This window comes from Ensifer sp. (genome assembly GCF_035999185.1).
GTDB lineage: Bacteria > Pseudomonadota > Alphaproteobacteria > Rhizobiales > Rhizobiaceae > Ensifer.
The window spans coordinates 1-17,462 of the sequence record NZ_DASYHB010000224.1; the positions used below are offsets into that span (position 1 = coordinate 1).

Consider the following 17,462-nt stretch of genomic DNA (forward strand, 5'->3'; position numbering starts at 1 on the left):
ATGAAGAGAACGGCTGCCGCGATGTAGGCGGCCGATACGATACCGATCATCATGATGTTTACCCCTGCCCGATCAGGATTTCTGGAACATGGCGAGCATGCGCCGTGTGACGAGGAAGCCGCCGACGATGTTGACCGTGGCGATCAGCACCGAGAGCGCCGCAAGCAGCACCACCAGCCAGTTGCCCGACCCGATCTGCAAGAGCGCGCCGAGGATGACGATGCCCGAGACCGCATTGGTGACGGCCATCAGCGGGGTGTGCAGCGAATGCGAGACGTTCCAGATGACCTGGAAGCCGACGAAGCAGGCGAGCACGAAGACGACGAAGTGGCCCATGAAGGCTGGGGGCGCAAAGGCGCCGACGATGAGCAGCAGCGCCGTGCCGACGGCAAGCAGCGTGAGCTGGTTCTTCGTCTGGGCCTTGAAGGCTGCAGCCTCCGTGGCGCGCTTTTCCTCCGGCGTCGGCTCCTTCACCTTTTCCTTTGGCTTCCGCGACGCGATCGCCGCGATCTTCGGCGGCGGCGGGGGATAGGTGATCGCACCGTCGAAGGTGACGGTCGCACCACGGATGACGTCGTCCTCCATGTTGTGGACGAGCGTGCCATCCTTGCCCGGCGTCAGGTCGGTCAGCATATGCCGGATGTTGGTGGCATAGAGTGTGGACGCTTGCGCGGCCATGCGGCTCGGGAAGTCGGTATAGCCGATGACGATCACGCCGTTGTCGGAGACGACACGCTCATCGGCAACGGTGAGATCACAGTTGCCGCCGCGTTCGGCCGCAAGGTCGACCACCACCGATCCGGGCTTCATTGCCGCCACCATGTCGGCAAGCCAGAGCTTCGGCGCATCACGGCCGGGGATCAGCGCCGTGGTGATGACGATGTCGACCTGAGGCGCGAGTTCGCGGAACTTGGCCAGCTGCTTTTCGCGGAACTCCGGCGAAGAGGGCGCCGCATAGCCGCCGGTTGCAGCGCCATCCTGCTGACCGCCGTCGAAGTCGAGATAGACGAATTCCGCCCCCATGCTTTCGATCTGCTCGGCGACCTCGGGACGCACGTCAAACGCATAGGTCTGGGCGCCGAGCGAGGTGGCAACGCCGATCGCCGCAAGACCGGCGACGCCCGCGCCGATCACCAGGACCTTCGCCGGCGGCACCTTGCCGGCGGCCGTCACCTGACCGGTGAAGAACCGGCCGAAGTTGTTGCCGGCCTCGATCACCGCGCGGTAGCCGGCGATATTGGCCATCGACGACAGCGCATCCATCTTCTGGGCACGCGAGATGCGCGGCACCATGTCCATGGCGATGACGTTGGCACCCTTTGCCTTGGCCAACTCCAAAAGCTCCGCGTTCTGGCCGGGATAGAAAAACGAGATCAGTGTCTTGTCCGCAGACAAATGCGCGACCTCGCCCGGCTCGGGCGGTCTCACCTTCACGATCACATCTGACGAAGCCCAAAGCGCCTCCGCCGACGGGGCCACCTCGACGCCCGCGGCTCGATAGGCATCATCGGAAAAACCAGCCGCAACGCCGGCACCCGTTTCGATGATGCTGCCATAGCCAAGTTTGGCAAGCTGCACCGCACTATCGGGTGTCAGTGCCACGCGCGCCTCACTTGCGGTTACCTCCCGCGGCGCACCAATTTTAATCGCCATGCTCGTCTGTCCTCTCCCGCCGACTACGCAACGCCTGCGTCCCTCAACAAATGCGACAGCAGAACATGCAGACCTTGAGAGTACTGTCCAGTACGGCTTGCCGCGAATCCGTCCATTTCTGTCGCTTTTTAGTTTCCCCTAAACGATTTTATTCGGCGGGCGTGCCTGGGAAGCCAGCGGCGGGCTCAGAGAACGACGCGGCAGGGCGACGATTTTCGTCCCGTGCCGCGTCGTGCCGCGCCCTGGGAGAAGGTCAGTTGCGGCTTTCGTAGCTGCTCAAGTTTGCGGGCGTGACGAGTTCGAACGGGATCCAGACATTCTGTTCGACTGGCTCCTTGGCAATCATCTTGAGAGCCGTGTCCACGGCCCCCTTGCCCTGCCCTGCAGCATCCTGGAACACGGAAACAGCGAGGTCGCCAGACTTCATGGCCTTCATCGCGTCCTGGGTGGCATCGATGCCGCCGACGACGATCTTGCCTTCCCCGGCACCAAGTTCCTTGTTCACACCCTTCAGAGCCTGAACGGCGCCGAGTGCCATCTCGTCGTTGTTGGCAATGATCGCGTTGACGTCCATGCCGGCGCTCAGCCAATTCGTGACGAGGTCGGTGCCCGAGATGCGCGTCCACTTGCCGGCTTGCTTCTCGGCAACCGTGATGCCTGAGCACTCAGGCTTCTTCAGGACGTCCTCTGCCGCCTGAGTGCGGACCCGGGCTGCTTCATAGGCAAGGTCACCCATGATGATGTTGACCTTGCCCTTGCCGCCGAGAAGCCGGCAAACCTCGGTCATCTGCAAGGTGCCGGCCTCATACTCATTGCTGCCGACAAAGCTCACGCCGCTCTCGGGGAGCTTCTCCACGGGCTGGCGGTTCACATAGATGAGAGGGATGCCGGCAGCCGTCGCCGCCGCTGTGATCGGCTGCGTGGCCGAGGCATCCACCGGGTTGACGATGATGGCATCGACCCCTTGAGCGACGAAGTTGTTGACCTGATCGAGCTGCTTGCCGATATCGGTCTGCGCGTCCTCGAACTGCAGCTCGATGTCAGATTTGCCCTCGACCGCCTTCTGCATAGAAAGACGCAGGATCGTCAGGAAGTTGTCGTCGAAGTTCGACATCGCGACGCCGATGTTTGCGGCATTCGCCGTCGTCATCAAGGTCGTCGACAGCAACAGTCCGGCCAGTAGAGACTTCATTTGTTCCTCCTCAAGTCGCCGGGTGCCCGGCTCGCCTTAATCGAGAGCTCCTCTGCCCTCATGCGATCCATTATTGAGAGCGCTCTCATACTGTCAATCCAAGATTCCGGCTCAGCGATGAGATCAATGCACGTTTGATTGAATTCAATCATCGTTTTCGTGTGCGGACACCGTTCATTCAGTATCGTTGACATTATGAGAGCGCTCTCATAAATCGAGCGTCACGGATTTTGAACGGGAGGAACGCATGACAGGATCCGCAATCGCAGTGATCGGCGCCGGCATGATCGGCGCGGCTCACGCTTTCGGCTACAAGGTCGCCATAGACCGCTTCTCAAGAGCGATCAGGGGGGTGCGCCTGAAGACGGTTTGCGACGCGAACGCCGAGCTTGCCGCTACGATGGCGGCGACCTGGGGATTTGAAACGGTTGCATCAGACTGGAAGGCCGTGCTTGCCGATCCGGATATCGGTATCGTCAGCATTTGCCTTCCGAACTTTCTGCACGCCGAGGTGACACTTGCAGCGCTTGCCGCAGGAAAGCACGTTATCTGCGAAAAACCCCTGGCGCTGGATGCGGCAACAGCAGCCCGGATCTACGAAGCATCAAAGGCCGCTCACACGGTGTCGGCAACGGTCTTCAATTACCGTCGCATTCCGGCCGTCGCGGCCATAAAGCGCTTGATTGAGAACGGGGAGATCGGCGGCCTGGTCAATGCCCTCGTGCAGTACGAAAGCGAATACGCCGCCGATCCTCATCTGCCGCACAGCTGGCGCTACGAGCGCGACCGCGCCGGTCCCGGCGCTCTTCTCGATATCGGCACGCATGCAGTCGACGTTGCGCGCTTCCTGTGCGGCGAGGTCGAGGAAGTTGCCGGCGCGATCGCAACGATTTCGATCAAGCGACGCTTCCTGCCGGCTGGCGCCAGCATCGGGCACAATCATGTGGAACTCAGCAGCGAGAGCCGCCGCGTCGACAACGACGACGTGATGTCGGCGCTGCTGCGCTTTAAGAACGGCTGCCAGGGAACATTCCTTGCAAGCCGCGTCGCCGTCGGCATGGGCAACAGCCTGACCATCGCGATCACCGGCACCAAGGGTGCCGTGCGCTACTCCTCACGCACCCCTGCTCACTACGAGATTGCCCGTTTCGACGGCTCCGGTCAGTCGCCATTCATGATCGTCGCGAACAACCCGACGCTGCCGTTCGCCAGTCTGCTGCCGGTCCCCCATGACGGCGTCGCCATTGGATATGCCGAGGTCTTCGGCTTCATGATCCACGAGTTTCTGGACGCCATCGCCAACGGCCGCCCGATGGCGAACGGCTCCGTTCTCGACGGCTTGCGTGCTGCAGAGATCCTCGATGCTATCCAGCAGGCCGCCGACACCAACCATCCCGCCAAAGTCAGGCACAGAGCCGCCTGATACCGCGTGGCCAACGGAGTGAACGATGAAAATTGGTCTGAATACAGACGGCTTTGGCGCCCTTCCCCTCGCCGAGTGCCTGGACCAGGTCGCCAGTCTCGGCCTAACTCACGTCGAATTCGGGCTCGGCGGCTGGTCGAGCGCGCCGCATGTCGACATCGCCGACCTTCTCGCCAGTGGCGCATCCCGTGACCGCCTCAAGGGCATGTTGAGTGAGCGTGGCCTCGAAATCTCTGCGCTGAATTGCTCGGGCAACCAGCTCCACCCGGGCAGGATCGGTCCGGCCGACACAAGACTTGCCTACGACACGCTTGAACTGGCGAGCCTGCTCGACGTCGAGCGTATCGTCATGATGTCCGGCCTGCCGGCCGGCGGCCCCGACGACCGGCATCCAAACTGGATCACGTCGTCCTGGCCGTTGGAAGCGATGGAAATGCTGGATTGGCAGTGGAACGAGCGTGTTCTGCCTTTCTGGAAACCTTTCGCCAAGGCTGCGGAAGCGAAGGGCAAACGCATCTGCGTCGAGCAGCACGGCCGGCAGTGCGTCTACAACACAGAGAGCTTCTTTCGGCTTCGCGATGCTGTCGGCCCGACGGTCGGCGTCAATTTCGACCCGAGCCATCTTATCTGGATGGGCGGCGATCCGCTGTCGGCGATCGCAGCTCTCGGCGACAGCATCTACCACGTGCACGGCAAGGATTCCCGGATCGAGCAGCGGGCGCGTATCGATGGCCTGCTCGATCCCAAGCACGTGACACCGGTCGAGGGCCGTTCCTGGAACTTCGTCTCGCTCGGCCACGGCACCGCCGTCCACGGCTGGCTCGACATCCTCAAGGCGCTGCAACGGGTCGGCTACGACGATGTCATCAGCATCGAGAACGAGGACTATTCCTTGCCGGCACCGGAGGCAGTTGCCACCTCCGCCGCAACGCTTCGCTTCTGTATCGAGCAATCTGCAAAAACCAGGTCGTAACAGCGGCAAGATCTGCCAGTCGGATCGATTTCCGGCTGGCGTCCCTGAGACACCAAATCGCCGCTTGCGCGTTTCAACCGGACGCTTTTTATAGGAAGGCATGAAGGACTTTCCCGCCCGAACCGGAATTACACTGGAAGACGTCGCCAAGGCCGCCGGCGTCTCGCGCTCGCAGGCCTCGCGTGCGCTGAGGAACGACCCGGGCGTCAAGGACGATACCAAGGCCCATATTCTGGCGACCGCCGCAGGCCTCAATTACACGCCGAACCTTGCAGCCCAGACGCTAGCCAGCCGGCAAAGCCGGTCGATCGGTCTCGTCGTCGGTGACGTGCTCAACCCCTACGAGGCGATGCTTGCGCGCGAATGCGACCGGACGCTGAGGGATGCGGGCTATTTCGCTATGCTTGCCGTCAGCGGCACGACCAGCACCATTCGCGCCTTCATCGATCAACGCATCGCCGGCCTTGTCCTGATCGGCGCGCCGGCAGAGCGAGACGAGATCGTAGCGGTCTCAAAACTGCTGCCAACCGTCTATATCGGCCGCGACCTGAAATCCGAAAAGGTCGAGAGCATCAGCTCCGATGACGCGCTCGGTGCGAGGCTCGCCACAGAATTCCTGCTGAAGCTTGGGCATCGCGACATTGCCCACATCACCGGCGGCCCGGGCGCGGGTGCGCAGCGCCGCGCGGACGCCTACCGCAAGGTCATGCAGGAGCACGGCCTGAAGCCGATCATCGTCGAAGGTCGATACAACGTCGATGCCGGCAGCACGGCCACGGATGCGCTGATGGCACGCAAGGACCGTCCAACTGCCATCTTCGCGGCAAACGATCTCATTGCACTTGGCGCGATCAGCCGCCTCGCCTGGCACGGTTTCCGCGTACCGGACGAAGTGGCCGTCGTCGGCTTCGATGACATTCCGATGGCCGCGTCCGAACCGATCTCGCTTACAACCGTCCGCCAGAAAGTACCCGAAATGGTCGCTGCCGCCGTTGAGACACTGACCACGCGGCTCAACGATCCGACGGCGTCGATCCGCAATATCATCGTCGCACCGGAACTGATAACGCGGCGCTCCTCGGGCGCGGAAGTTGGACACCCGTGAAAAGGCGCGCCTGGTTGGGCGCGCCTCCCAAGTCCGATCGCACGTGCCTCAGATCGCAACGCGCTTGCCGGTCCTCACGGACTCCACACAGGCATTGGCGAGCTTCAGCGCCATCACGCCATCCTCGCCGGTCGTCGCCGGCTCTCGGCCATGCTTCAGGGCGGAAATGAACTCCGCGATCTCGCCGGCATAGGACGCGGTATAGCGGGTCATGAAGAAGTTCTGCAGCGGCGCGCTGCGATACCCGTCCGCACCGCCGATGACGACCGTGTTCTCGTGGTAGTTCTCGGCGAGCGCGACACCCAGAGAGCCGTGCACCTCCACTCTTTGGTCATAGCCATAGGTGGCACGGCGCGAATTTGTGATGACGGCCTGCTTGCCGGACGCGGTCTCGAGGATAACCGTCGCGCTGTCGCAGTCACCGATCTCTTTCAGCTCCGGCTTCACGAGCACCGAGGCGTGGGCTGAAACGACAACCGGCTCCTCCCCCAGCATGAAGCGGGCCATGTCGAGGTCATGGATCGTCATGTCGCGGAAAATCCCGCCTGAACGCGCGGCATAGGAAATGTCGGGCGCGCCCGGATCGCGAGAGGTGATCGTCACCATTTCGACGGCGCCGATGCGGCCTTCGTCGATGGCTGCGCGCACGCCGGCGAAATTCGGGTCGTAGCGCCTGTTGAAACCGAGCATCAATTTCACGCCGGCCTTCTTCGCGATCGACACGACCTCTTCGGCGCGGCCTAAGTCCAGGTCGACAGGCTTCTCGCAGAACACATGCTTTCCGGCCTTCGCGAATTTTTCGATGAGGTCGGCATGGGTATCGGTCGGCGTGCAGATCAGAACCGCGTCCACAGCTCGGTCGGCGGCGATTGCATCCGCATCCGACGCCTTGCTTCCGGTCTCAAGTGCAAGCGCTTCTGCCGCAGCAGGCAGGGCGTCCGTAACTGCAACGAGTTTCGCGTCCGGGCTGGCGGCAATGGCCTTGGCATGCACTTTCGCAATACGTCCGGCGCCGATAAGGGCGAGCTTTATGGTCATCTCAGTATCCTTTCACATCAACCCAGGCGCCGCTCTTTGCCGAAGCAAAGACGGCATCTGCGACGGCAGCGTTGGCGCGTGCATCCTTCATGTCGAAATAGGGGACATCCTCGCCGCGGATCGCCCGGGAAAAGTTGGTGACCTCTTCCTCGTATTGGTCAAGCGGCGGGAACTTCAGCGTGTGGATGTCGGAGTTAGCGTGGTCGGCGGACGTGTCGATCGCGATCGTGTTGGGGCTGACGCGCGAGGGAACATAGGCCTGCGGCAGCGAGATGAAGGCGCGCTCGCAGACGATCTGGATCGACTGGGAGGAGGCCTGTGCCAGCGAGACCATGAAGGTTGCATGGCGCCCGCCGCCGAAGTCGAGGATCACCGAGGTAAACATGTCGATGCCGCCGGCATTGTTCTCGGCCGCTGCAAAAACGCGCTTCGGCTCCGCTCCGAAGATGTAACGCGCGGTCATCGCGGTGTAGCAGCCGAGATCGTAGTACGCACCGCCGCCGAACTCCGGTTTCTGGCGGAAATCGGCCTCGTTCGTCATCATGAAGGAAAGCAGCGAAGAGAAGGAAAGTGGCTTGCCGCATTCCTCGGAAGCCAGGATCTCGCGCAGCCTGATCCAGCGCGGCTGCTGTCTGACCATGAAGGCCTCGGAAATCTTCAGCGCCGGATCTATACCTTCGAGCAGATCGAGGTCCTTGGCCCGCATCGCCGCCGGCTTTTCGCAAAGCACGTGCTTGCCGGCGTCCGCCGCCTTACGGGTCCACTCGACGTGCAGATGGTTCGGCAAGGCGATGTAGACTGCCTCGACCTCCGGATCCGCTAGTACTTCTTCATAACTGCCATAGGCACGAGCGATGCCGTGTTTGGCCGCCATGGCATGCGCGCGCTCCTTGCTGCGCGCGCCGATCGCCAAAGGTTCGCACCATGCGCTCTTGACGAGACCCGGAATGATGGCGCCATCGGCAATGCGTGCGGCGCCGAGAATGCCCCATCGAACGGGGGCAATGGTATCGGTCATGATTGTTTCCTTCCCTGCGGAGGTGTGCGTCCAACCGTGTTGGAAGCGATCCTCGACGCCGAAAACATGACGCGACACTGGTCCTTGGACAAACGCGCCGCTGATTGAAAACCATCAATCAATCAGGCCGTCAGAAAGGAAGCGGGGCGGGAAGGTTCTCCGGTCCATAGAGCACGATCGGCACTTCGGTTTCATGCGGAAAGGCCGCCGGCTCACCGCCGAAGAAATCGAAATGGCGAAGCAGGATATTGACGGCAAGCCGGACCTGCAGTTCGGGGCTCTGATCAATGGTCAGCGACATCAAGCCTTCCCTCAGGAAGGCGGCCGTGTTGCGTGTCAGCTCGTGACCGACGAACACCGGTCGGCGATGAAGGACATCGGCGCGGATCGCGCGGGCGACCCCGATGTTTCCGGCGCCGACATTGTAGATCGCGACAGCACTCGGATGTGCTCGAAAAGCTTCGAGCAATTGCAGTTCCGAGCGAACCCTGTCATCACCGCCCTCCACGATCTTCGCCACATGCCAGCTTGGCGCCCGTTCCTCCAGGAACTGGGTGAGACCGCGCACGCGGTCGGCATGGGATTGAAAGCCGAGATGGTTGCACAGAACGATGATCGGGCCTGGCGCACCCGTCATCCGGCTAATGAAGTAACCTGCCGAGCGCCCGGCCCTGTAGTGATCCGTCCCCGCATAGCCGATGCGCGCCGATCCTGGAACATCGGAGATCACGGTAACCACGGGAATGCCCCGCGCGCTCAGATCTTCGACGGCCGCATGCACGATCGGATGATCCTGCATATAGGAAACAACGGCATCACAGCTTGTCTTTGCAAGTGCTTTCGCCAACGTCTCAGGCCGCTCGTCTTCAAGCACGGTCCTGTGAATGACGATCGACCGATCAAGCGTCGTTGAGATCCGGCGGAACTCGAACCCCATCCGGGCAATCAGCGGCAATTCGGGCCGGGCAAGGATCACGTCGATGCGGATCAGCCGGCGATGCGCCTGCGGCAGCAGCCGCCGCAAACCGAGTTCCTTGGCCGCCTGCAACACACGCTTGCTGACGTCTTCACTGACGTTTCCGCGATCGTTGATGACACGGTCGACGCTCGCAGTCCCGACACCCGCCCGTTTGGCAACGTCGGAAATCGTGACACGCTTCCCCTGCCCCTTCGACACCATGTTCGCCTCCACCCCGCCGAACGCCGCGCATCATCCCTTCGCGGCGCCCTGGCGAACATTGCCCTTCTGATTGAATTCAATCAACTGGTCCCGAGGCTAGGTGGCCGAACCACAGTAGGTCTGCGTCGACGACAGATGATTGTCGCCAAGTCGTGTCGGATCGCATGAACGCACTCGTTCCGAACGATGTATTATGCGATCCCCGACGCACGAACCGGAAACAAACCCAGCACCCGATGGAGGCGGATTCCTGTCACTTCCTTGGGCCCGTCCGCGTTCGTGCTTTCCGTTCGGAAACTGACCTCCAAGGACAAAAAAACTTGGAACGGGCGGCTCGTCGCTGATCCACACCCATGTTCGGAACGTAATGCGAAGGCGCCCTCTGGTGTTCATGACGAAAACGCATTTTGGCCCCGACCGATCTTTGAGGTGATCATGCCGAACAACCCGCAAACCAAAGCACCGAACGAAATGGATGTTCATGTTGGCAGCCGTATTCGACTGAAGCGCGCACTCATGGGAGTGAGCCAGTCGACGCTCGCGCAGGGGCTCGGCGTGAGCTTCCAACAGGTTCAGAAGTACGAGAAGGGACTAAATCGAATAGGCTCGAGCCGGCTTCAGGCGATAGCCGACATCCTTGGCGTCCCTGTTTCTTGGTTCTTCGAAGAAGCGCTTGGTGGCCTCTCCAAGGCAAAAGCGCCGGAGTTCGTGGGGGAAGGTGAATCCGCACGCTTCTTGAACTCTGCGGAAGGGCTGGCCCTCAATCGTTCCTTTGTAAGGATTCATGATCCCAAGCTACGGACCAAGATAATCCACTTGGTTCAGGCGCTGGCAAAAGAGCCCTTGGGGTGATGACGCTCAACCATCTTGCTCGGAAATCCGTGCCACCAGAGGCGTTGCGTCCTGGTTCTTGGCCAATGGGCAAGCGCGACTTTCGCGTTGCGCCGCGCCCACCCCGCGCGAACGCATTTAACGGACCGTGCCGTTAATTATCATCTTCGACAGGAATGCAGACAGAAGTTCGCGATCGAAATGACCAACGGAGGTCATCATGATGTCAATCGCTTCAGCTTGCGACAGCGCTCGCTTATAAGGCCTGATCGTTGTGAGGGCATCGTATACATCGCAGATAGCTGCGATCCGAGCGAAGTGCGGAATCTGCTTGCCGACCAAGCCGCGTGGATAGCCCGTCCCATCGAATTTCTCGTGGTGAAAAAGGCAAACATCAAGCACTTCTTGCGGTGTGTCCTCGATCTTGGAGAGCACCTGATAACCTCGCTGAGGGTGTGTCTGCATAATCCCTTTTTCGTCGGCCGACAGTTTCCCGGTTTTCATCAGGATGGCGCGGGGTAGCGTCATTTTGCCGACATCATGGACCAGGCCACCAAGCCCAAGATGCCGCACATTGTCTTCATCGAGTCCCAGATTTCGGCCAAAGGTGATCATCAGCGCGCTTACAGCAAGTGAATGAAGATACGTGACCTCATCACTGGCCTTTAGCTTGGCAACCCCAATGAGCGCGCCGGCGTTGTTCATCGCCGATGACATGATCAGTTCAACAGCCTTGTTGGCCGCATTGGCGGCAAATCCGCCGCTGATCCTGGCTTCCGCCAAGACGCTTTGGATATCCGCCTTTGCCGCCTCGATGGAGTGTCTTGCTGTCTCGATGTCCTGCCGTGAGTAACTTGAAAGGAGGCCAGTTTCGACAGCTTGTCGATCGAACGGCGCCGCCTGCGGTGCCCGATCAAGGATGTCGATGCCCTTTTGAACGTTGATGACAACACTCATGATATTGGAGCGCATCAATCGATCGATCTCTGATGGCGTTGCAATCCGGAATGGGCTGAAACGCGCATCCGTGCGTTGCGGCGGTCTCTCTAATTCCTCGACAAACATCCCCACCCGCAATTCGTGAAGCCGGATACGTTTTTGCATCGCCAGAATTATCGCCTCCGTCATCGACGTTGTGTTTCACCACCCGCAACGCGTCATGGGTTCGTGACCGTCATTTCCACCCTTGCCGTGGCGCCGACGGTCACCTCCCGCTGCGGTCGTTGTTCCAAGACCATCCCTGCGCTGGATCACGCCTTTGCTTCAGCGCGGAAAGATTTGCATGCAGCTTATTAAAATTTTCTCGCGACATTTCGTCGGCTGAGAGAAGTTTCATCTTGGTGGGGTTGCGGGGCCGAGAATGCCTCACTGCAACGCTGCGTGTGAACGGCAGGCCGTTCTACGACCTTCCTCCGCACTAAAGCCTTGGCCGCCATCAAAACTCATCCCAGTTCTCGGCCTTCAGGGCGGCATTGCCATTGAATGCCCGGGCGATCTTCATCGTCACTTGATGAACTGGAGTGGCCGTGCTGCGGTGCATTGTGCCGCTACCTGAACCGATGTTGAACTGGCTGAGCAACTGGAAGAGCTGGTCGGCCTCCTTTGCAAGGCTGTGGGCTGCGGCGGTTGTTTCCTCCACCATAGCGGCATTCTTCTGCGTGCCCTGGTCCATGGTGTTGACCGCCATGTTGATTTCCTTAAGGCCAGTGGTCTGCTCCTTGGAGGCTTCGACGATGGCGCCAACATTGGTATCGACCTGCACGACTTGTGCGACAATCTCCTGCAGCGCTCTTCCCGTACTGTCGACGAGCGCCACGCCGTTCTGCACATGGGCATTTGAAGCCCCGATCAGTTCCTTGATTTCCTTCGCTGCCTTCGCGGAACGCTGGGCAAGCTCACGGACTTCCTGAGCCACGACGGCAAAGCCTTTTCCGGCTTCGCCGGCCCGGGCCGCTTCGACCCCGGCATTCAGCGCTAGAAGATTGGTCTGGAAGGCGATCCCGTCGATGACGCCGATAATGCTTGCGATCTCGCCTGCGGATTGCTCGATACGCCCCATTGCCTCCACGGCCTGCCCGACAACGCCGCCAGACCGCTCGGCGTTTTCCTTCGTCCGGCGCACCATTTGACCAGCCTCCTCGGCTCGGTGGCTGGAATCGGCAACTGTCTTGGTGATCTCCTCGAGGGCGGCCGCGGTCTCCTCGACGGAGGCCGCTTGCTGTTCAGTCCGCTTGGACAGATCATTCGATGCGGACTGGATTTGCTGGGATGCAGCGGCAATCGCGCCGGCGTTTTCCGAAATGGTCTGCAACGTCCTGCACAGTTTTGCCGTTGCCGTGTTGAAGTCCAGGCGCAACTTTTCCAGGCTCGGCAGGAATGGCGTCTGCAGCTTCGTCGTCAGATTGCCTTCCGAGAGTTCCGTCAGCGCATCGGCGAGATGATTGACGTTGTCCACGCGCTGCGTGACATCCGTGGCAAACTTGACGACCTTGAAGACCTTGCCGTTCATGTCGAAAATGGGGTTGTAGGATGCTTGGATGTAAACACGCTTGCCGCCCCTGCCGATCCGCATGAACTCATCAGCAACGAATTCACCTGCTGCCAGCCCGCTCCAGAACTGCCGGTATCCCTCGCTGCCTGCGTAACCCTGCTCGCAGAACATGGAATGATGCTTACCCTGAACGTCCGAGAGCTGATAACCGAGCGTGCTCAGGAAGTTCTCATTGGCCGTCAGGATCTCGCCCATTGGCGTGAACTCAATAACTGCTTGCACGCGGGAAATAGCGTTTAGCTTCCCTTTGTCTTCTGCTCGCCTCAGTTGCCGTTCGGTAATATCGGTCGCGAACTTTACGACCTTGTAAGGCTTTCCGCCCCGGAAAACCGGATTATAAGAGGCCTCGATCCAGATCTCTTTGCCGCCCTTGCCGACGCGCTTGTATTGACGCCGATCAAACTCGCCCCGTGCAAGCTTGGCCCAGAACTCGCGGTATTCCGGAGAGGCAGCTTCCGCCTGCTCGACGAACATGCGGTGATGCTGGCCGACGATCTCTGACAATTGGTAACCGACGGTGCGGCAGAAGTTGTCATTCGCGGTGATGATTGTCCCGTCAGGCTTGAATTCAATAATCGCCTGCGACTTGCTCATTGCGTCAAGAACTGCTTTTGCGTCGGCACCTGCACCCAAAGAAAGCATTCCACCCCCCAAAGCCAGACGGGGCGCTCGAAAGGTTTCGAGCGCTCTGCACCCGTGATTTCTTGCACCCATAATCTTGGGGGGTTTTACTTACATTGCGTTAACGTTAGCGGTAACTACTATAAAATTCGTAGTACAATTAGATGTTCCCGAATGCGCATTTGATCCTTGGCGTCACGACAAACAATCGGTCGACGTCCCTGCGCGATCGCCTTGTGACCATAACGTCAAACTCTCGGGGCCTGGAGAGCCGGCCGTGCGAGCAGTCATTGGGGTTCATGGCGAACCACAGGCACATCCTGGTCCAGGACCCAGCGCACGCAGAGGCCCTGGCTCTCGTCCGGGTCGAGGTCAACGGTCGTCATCAACACCAGATGAACGTGGGCGTAAGGATCCCTTAATTCATCCGAGGTCGGACAAGACTGACGACGGGGCGATGATCCGATAGTGCGGAACTAAAGTCTTCCATCATGTTGCCTTGCGCTGCAAGGGCGACTTCGGTGCGGTTTGTCGCATTTAACTTACGCATGATGTTCGAGATGTGCACTTTTATTGTGTTCTCGGACAAGTTCAGCTTTTTGGCGATGACTTTGTTGGGCAGGCCGCGCTGCAAGCTTGCCAGCACCTGTCGCTCGCGTTCCGTAAATGCAACACGTGATCGGTCGGGACAGGAGGCCAACTGACCAGTCTCGTCACCCGCCGGCAATTGCAGTGCACCGCTATTGTCCGGCAAGACGGGCGCATTGGTTATGCAGGCTTCCCCGCCTCCAGTGGTCGATTGAGGAAAGTGGACGCCGCCGCCCATGACAAGCCGCAGGCACGACACGACGAGTTCAATAGGCGCGTTGCCGGTAACGTAGCCCCGCACACCGGATCTGGCGACCTCGGAAACCATCGAATCCGATATCGTCGACGCATTCCATTGGGTGATCAAGACAACAGGGACGTCAGCCAGCACGCGCCTAAGCGAGGTTAACTTGTCCCGCACAAGCTCAGCCGTCAATGCGTCGCTCTCTACATTGAGAACAACCAGACCGATCGGCCCAAGTATGTATTCCAACTCTTGAGTTGTTGCTATGTCCAGGACACCGAAACTTTGGAATTCGTGTCGAAGGACGCGAGCAAGGCAACTTCGCAATAGTAAGAAGCGATCAACGATAACAATGGAAGAACGCCCACAATTGTACGCATACTGACCTGCTGTCGAAAGAGGCATAGCTACCCCCTCTCCAGTCGTTACTCAAACACGCCCGTAGCCAAACCCTGTCCCGAATAGACTATACCAAATAAAAACGCCAAAGCTATCCTAGCATCCCATGATATTAGGAAATTCTTATAATCAACAAATCAATCACGGAAAGGCGTGCCTACAATGGGCGGGATACTCTGTGCTCCAGTACTATGCTAGGGCGAAATCCACTAGCGCGGTGGTTTGCTGATCGACGACCGCAGTCTGTGAAGCGTCAACAGCCACGTCGATATCGTCATTTGAAATTGCGATGTCGACGCTCGCATGTTGAGTGACGGCGACCTCCTGAGAAACGCCGATTTCGACTTTGATGACGTAGCGCTCTTCCAGTTCGTCCTCGATGTCGATATCGATGTCGACATTCTGTTCAAGCTCGATGTCCTGATCCACCTCGACTGTGCCGCCATGAAGCCCTTCGCCAAGTTCAAGGCCAATTGAGGTATCCTGCTCGATATCGATCGTGTCGCGCAGGAAGAGATCGATGTAGAGCACGCCATCCTCGTCAAAGATATCAAGATCAATTTCGATCTCTTGGCCGATGTGCATGTCCTGATCGACCAGAATGGCAAAATGCCCGCCTTCGTCAGTGGTCAGGGCTATATCCACCTCTTGGTCTTGAACGAGACCTTGCTCGACATCCAGGCGTACGACCACGTCACCCGGATAGCCGTTGACGATGATCTGCGCGTCCTGTTCGGCGATGGCGGTCTGCAAAACGCTGACATCATGCCCGTGATCGACATCGTGACCGGCATCAGGTGGGTCGGCGTGGCCCTCTGTCTGGCTCGCATGACCGACCCTCCCGGGTTCCCCCGTCGACCCGCCTTCGCGGTTCCCGTCGCTTTCTAATCCACGAGTGCCCCCATTGGGCTTCGGTTCCAAGGACGTTGGGGCAACCGAAAGGGAAATAGAATGAAGAGTGGTCGCCTCGCCCACCGACGATTGCGGAGCACGGAGCGTATCGTTTGGTGTCGCCGGCCCCTTGACCGCAATCATCTCCCCAACCACAAAGGAGCCCTGAGCGGGCCAAGCATCGGCGCCTACAGGCGTCGCCGGTGAGGTGCCTGGAAAGGCGGCCCCACTCGCCGGAACAACGCTGCCGGCAGACGTGAACGCCTGTGCGAACACCTCTGCCTCAGAGCCTTCGATTGGCAGCAGCAGGTCACGCGTCCCCCTATCTGCAAGAATATCCGGCCCCTCGGTTTTCAGATGCGCATCCGCCCCCATGAAACCTCTCCCACAGGCCCTCAGTGCGTTGCTCAGTCCTAGCGGAATGCGCGGTTGAAGCTCTCCAGAAGAGGGCGCAATACGTAGTGGGCAACAGTGAATTGTCCGGTCTTGATCAGCACCTCGGCCGGCATACCAGCCATGATCTCCACATCCGGCAGCGCGCGCAGGGACGCGTCATCGATCCGGACGCGGGCAATGTAGTAGGCCCGTTCCGTCTGCCTATCGACCAGGCGGTCGGCGGAGACATATGTGAGGACGCCCTCGACCGGCGGAACCCGGCGATGCTTGTAGGCCAGGAGGCGCACGCGGGCTTCAAGGCCGGCGCGAACCAGGTCGATATCTTCTGGCTTGACCTGAGCCCGCACGATGAGCCGATCCTGGCGTGGAACAAGATCCATCAAGGGTTCACCGGCCGTCACCACTCCTCCGACCGTGTGGATTCTCATGTCTGTGATCGTACCGGCTTCCGGCGCACGAACCACCGTTCGCGCAAGGATGTCACTCGCAGTCTCGACGCGCTCCACCAGTTCAAATATCCGTGACTGAGTGTCGCGCAGACTCTGGGCGATCTCGGTTTGCTGGTCGCTTTCGAGCTTGAGGATCATCGCCTGCGATTCGCCGATTGCTTGCTCGGCGCGCGAAACCTGCGCATGCGTGTCGCCAAGCCGGCCGTCGATCTCCGCCTGTTCACGCTCGATCTGCAGAAGGCGAACGCGCGTCTGCAGTCCCTTGGCAACCATCGGAATAACGGTCGCCAGTTCCTTGCGGATGATTGCTGCCCGTTTGGTCGCGGCGTCCGCTTGAAAACGCAGCGCGGCGATCTCCTGCTGTGTCTGCGCTTTGCGCTGCTGGATGATCTCTATACGCGATGACTGAAGTTCGCGGCGTGTGTCGAAGATCTTTACCTGTCCAGCGAGAATCTCCACCAAGCCGGCGTCGCCCTGCGCGGCCGACCTGACGAGAGCCCCCGGAAATTCAATCCTCTCGGCCTTGTTGCGCTCGGATAGCAACCGTGCCTCCATGGCTTGGGCTTCCCGAAGCTGCGCCTGAAGAACCTGGACGGTAGCGCGGGGTCTGGTGTCGTCCATTCGAAGAAGCGGTTGTCCCGCAACAACTTCGTCGCCATCGTGCACCAGGATATGCCTGACGATTCCACCCTCCAGATGCTGAACGGTCTTGCGGCTCGATTCTGCCTCGATAGCGCCAGCGGCGATTGCGGCACTTTCGAGCGGCGCGATGCTGGCCCAAGTACCGAAACCGATTACGAACACACCGACGAGACCAAACGCTCCCGCAGCAAGCAGGCGCAGTGACCGGAACGGCGTGTCCGCCGCTGTTGGGATCGTCGCAAGATCCGCCATCGCGATGCGTCTGGCC

General features: G+C 60.0%; 14 protein-coding genes. 4 read left to right on the top strand and 10 right to left on the bottom strand.

Features of this window, described 5'->3' with window-relative positions:
• Positions 1-72: 72 nt before the first annotated feature.
• Together VGO04_RS32155 and VGO04_RS32160 are read right to left on the bottom strand one after the other, a co-directional pair.
• Positions 73-1,647 carry a Re/Si-specific NAD(P)(+) transhydrogenase subunit alpha gene (locus tag VGO04_RS32155; RefSeq protein ID WP_327500180.1) on the bottom strand — a complete coding sequence of 525 codons (1,575 nt, stop codon included), beginning with the start codon at positions 1,645-1,647 and terminating at the stop codon, positions 73-75.
• Positions 1,648-1,906: 259 nt separating this feature from the next.
• The gene (locus VGO04_RS32160; protein WP_327500046.1) at positions 1,907-2,845 is read right to left on the bottom strand and encodes a sugar ABC transporter substrate-binding protein; all 939 of its coding nucleotides are present in this window, start codon (positions 2,843-2,845) and stop codon (positions 1,907-1,909) included.
• A 247-nt stretch (positions 2,846-3,092) separates the two neighbouring features.
• On the opposite strand from VGO04_RS32160, the gene VGO04_RS32165 reads away from it, so the two are divergent.
• The 3 genes from VGO04_RS32165 (at position 3,093) to VGO04_RS32175 (ending at position 6,346) form a co-directional block, all read left to right on the top strand.
• Positions 3,093-4,268 (top strand): Gfo/Idh/MocA family oxidoreductase, encoded by a 1,176-nt coding sequence (locus VGO04_RS32165; protein ID WP_327500047.1) that lies wholly within the window; start codon positions 3,093-3,095, stop codon positions 4,266-4,268.
• 25 nt (positions 4,269-4,293) lie between these two features.
• A complete protein-coding gene (locus tag VGO04_RS32170; protein WP_327500048.1) occupies positions 4,294-5,241 on the top strand; it encodes a sugar phosphate isomerase/epimerase in 948 nt (315 codons plus the stop codon).
• A 100-nt stretch (positions 5,242-5,341) separates the two neighbouring features.
• A complete protein-coding gene (locus VGO04_RS32175; RefSeq protein WP_327500049.1) occupies positions 5,342-6,346 on the top strand; it encodes a LacI family DNA-binding transcriptional regulator in 1,005 nt (334 codons plus the stop codon).
• Positions 6,347-6,394: 48 nt separating this feature from the next.
• Here the strand turns inward: VGO04_RS32175 and iolG are convergent, their stop codons facing one another.
• From iolG to VGO04_RS32190, 3 genes are all read right to left on the bottom strand, one after another.
• On the bottom strand, positions 6,395-7,384 hold the full coding sequence (gene iolG, locus VGO04_RS32180; RefSeq protein WP_327500050.1) for an inositol 2-dehydrogenase: 990 nt from the start codon (positions 7,382-7,384) through the stop codon (positions 6,395-6,397).
• Between the two features lies 1 nt (position 7,385).
• Entirely contained in the window at positions 7,386-8,402 is a 1,017-nt protein-coding gene (locus VGO04_RS32185; protein ID WP_327500051.1) for a Gfo/Idh/MocA family oxidoreductase, read from the bottom strand.
• A gap of 130 nt (positions 8,403-8,532) precedes the next feature.
• Positions 8,533-9,582 (bottom strand): LacI family DNA-binding transcriptional regulator, encoded by a 1,050-nt coding sequence (locus VGO04_RS32190; protein WP_327500052.1) that lies wholly within the window; start codon positions 9,580-9,582, stop codon positions 8,533-8,535.
• 435 nt (positions 9,583-10,017) lie between these two features.
• Here VGO04_RS32190 and VGO04_RS32195 point away from each other — a divergent pair, with 435 nt between their 5' ends.
• Positions 10,018-10,434 carry a helix-turn-helix transcriptional regulator gene (locus VGO04_RS32195; RefSeq protein WP_327500053.1) on the top strand — a complete coding sequence of 139 codons (417 nt, stop codon included), beginning with the start codon at positions 10,018-10,020 and terminating at the stop codon, positions 10,432-10,434.
• A gap of 117 nt (positions 10,435-10,551) precedes the next feature.
• Here VGO04_RS32195 and VGO04_RS32200 read toward each other — a convergent pair whose 3' ends face one another.
• The 5 genes from VGO04_RS32200 to VGO04_RS32220 all read right to left on the bottom strand — a co-directional run bounded on the left by VGO04_RS32200 (position 10,552) and on the right by VGO04_RS32220 (position 17,446).
• Complete coding sequence (locus VGO04_RS32200) at positions 10,552-11,541, bottom strand: HD-GYP domain-containing protein (protein ID WP_327500054.1); 990 nt, start codon at positions 11,539-11,541, stop codon at positions 10,552-10,554.
• Positions 11,542-11,848: 307 nt separating this feature from the next.
• On the bottom strand, positions 11,849-13,606 hold the full coding sequence (locus VGO04_RS32205; RefSeq protein WP_327500055.1) for a PAS domain-containing methyl-accepting chemotaxis protein: 1,758 nt from the start codon (positions 13,604-13,606) through the stop codon (positions 11,849-11,851).
• Between the two features lie 397 nt (positions 13,607-14,003).
• A complete protein-coding gene (locus tag VGO04_RS32210; protein ID WP_327500056.1) occupies positions 14,004-14,666 on the bottom strand; it encodes a response regulator transcription factor in 663 nt (220 codons plus the stop codon).
• Positions 14,667-15,005: 339 nt separating this feature from the next.
• Complete coding sequence (locus tag VGO04_RS32215; RefSeq protein ID WP_327500057.1) at positions 15,006-16,082, bottom strand: hypothetical protein; 1,077 nt, start codon at positions 16,080-16,082, stop codon at positions 15,006-15,008.
• Positions 16,083-16,120: 38 nt separating this feature from the next.
• Positions 16,121-17,446 (bottom strand): HlyD family type I secretion periplasmic adaptor subunit, encoded by a 1,326-nt coding sequence (locus VGO04_RS32220; RefSeq protein WP_327500058.1) that lies wholly within the window; start codon positions 17,444-17,446, stop codon positions 16,121-16,123.
• Positions 17,447-17,462 lie beyond the last annotated feature (16 nt).

Bases quoted from the DNA above. Each gene is read 5' to 3' on its own strand.
- VGO04_RS32160 (WP_327500046.1), bottom strand. From the start codon at position 2,845: ATGAAGTCTCTACTGGCCGGACTGTTGCTGTCGACGACCTTGATGACG.
- VGO04_RS32205 (WP_327500055.1), bottom strand. From the start codon at position 13,606: ATGCTTTCTTTGGGTGCAGGTGCCGACGCAAAAGCAGTTCTTGACGCA.
- VGO04_RS32165 (WP_327500047.1), top strand. From the start codon at position 3,093: ATGACAGGATCCGCAATCGCAGTGATCGGCGCCGGCATGATCGGCGCG.
- VGO04_RS32185 (WP_327500051.1), bottom strand. From the start codon at position 8,402: ATGACCGATACCATTGCCCCCGTTCGATGGGGCATTCTCGGCGCCGCA.
- VGO04_RS32215 (WP_327500057.1), bottom strand. From the start codon at position 16,082: ATGGGGGCGGATGCGCATCTGAAAACCGAGGGGCCGGATATTCTTGCA.
- iolG (WP_327500050.1), bottom strand. From the start codon at position 7,384: ATGACCATAAAGCTCGCCCTTATCGGCGCCGGACGTATTGCGAAAGTG.
- VGO04_RS32220 (WP_327500058.1), bottom strand. From the start codon at position 17,446: ATGGCGGATCTTGCGACGATCCCAACAGCGGCGGACACGCCGTTCCGG.
- VGO04_RS32170 (WP_327500048.1), top strand. From the start codon at position 4,294: ATGAAAATTGGTCTGAATACAGACGGCTTTGGCGCCCTTCCCCTCGCC.
- VGO04_RS32195 (WP_327500053.1), top strand. From the start codon at position 10,018: ATGCCGAACAACCCGCAAACCAAAGCACCGAACGAAATGGATGTTCAT.
- VGO04_RS32175 (WP_327500049.1), top strand. From the start codon at position 5,342: ATGAAGGACTTTCCCGCCCGAACCGGAATTACACTGGAAGACGTCGCC.
- VGO04_RS32200 (WP_327500054.1), bottom strand. From the start codon at position 11,541: ATGACGGAGGCGATAATTCTGGCGATGCAAAAACGTATCCGGCTTCAC.
- VGO04_RS32190 (WP_327500052.1), bottom strand. From the start codon at position 9,582: ATGGTGTCGAAGGGGCAGGGGAAGCGTGTCACGATTTCCGACGTTGCC.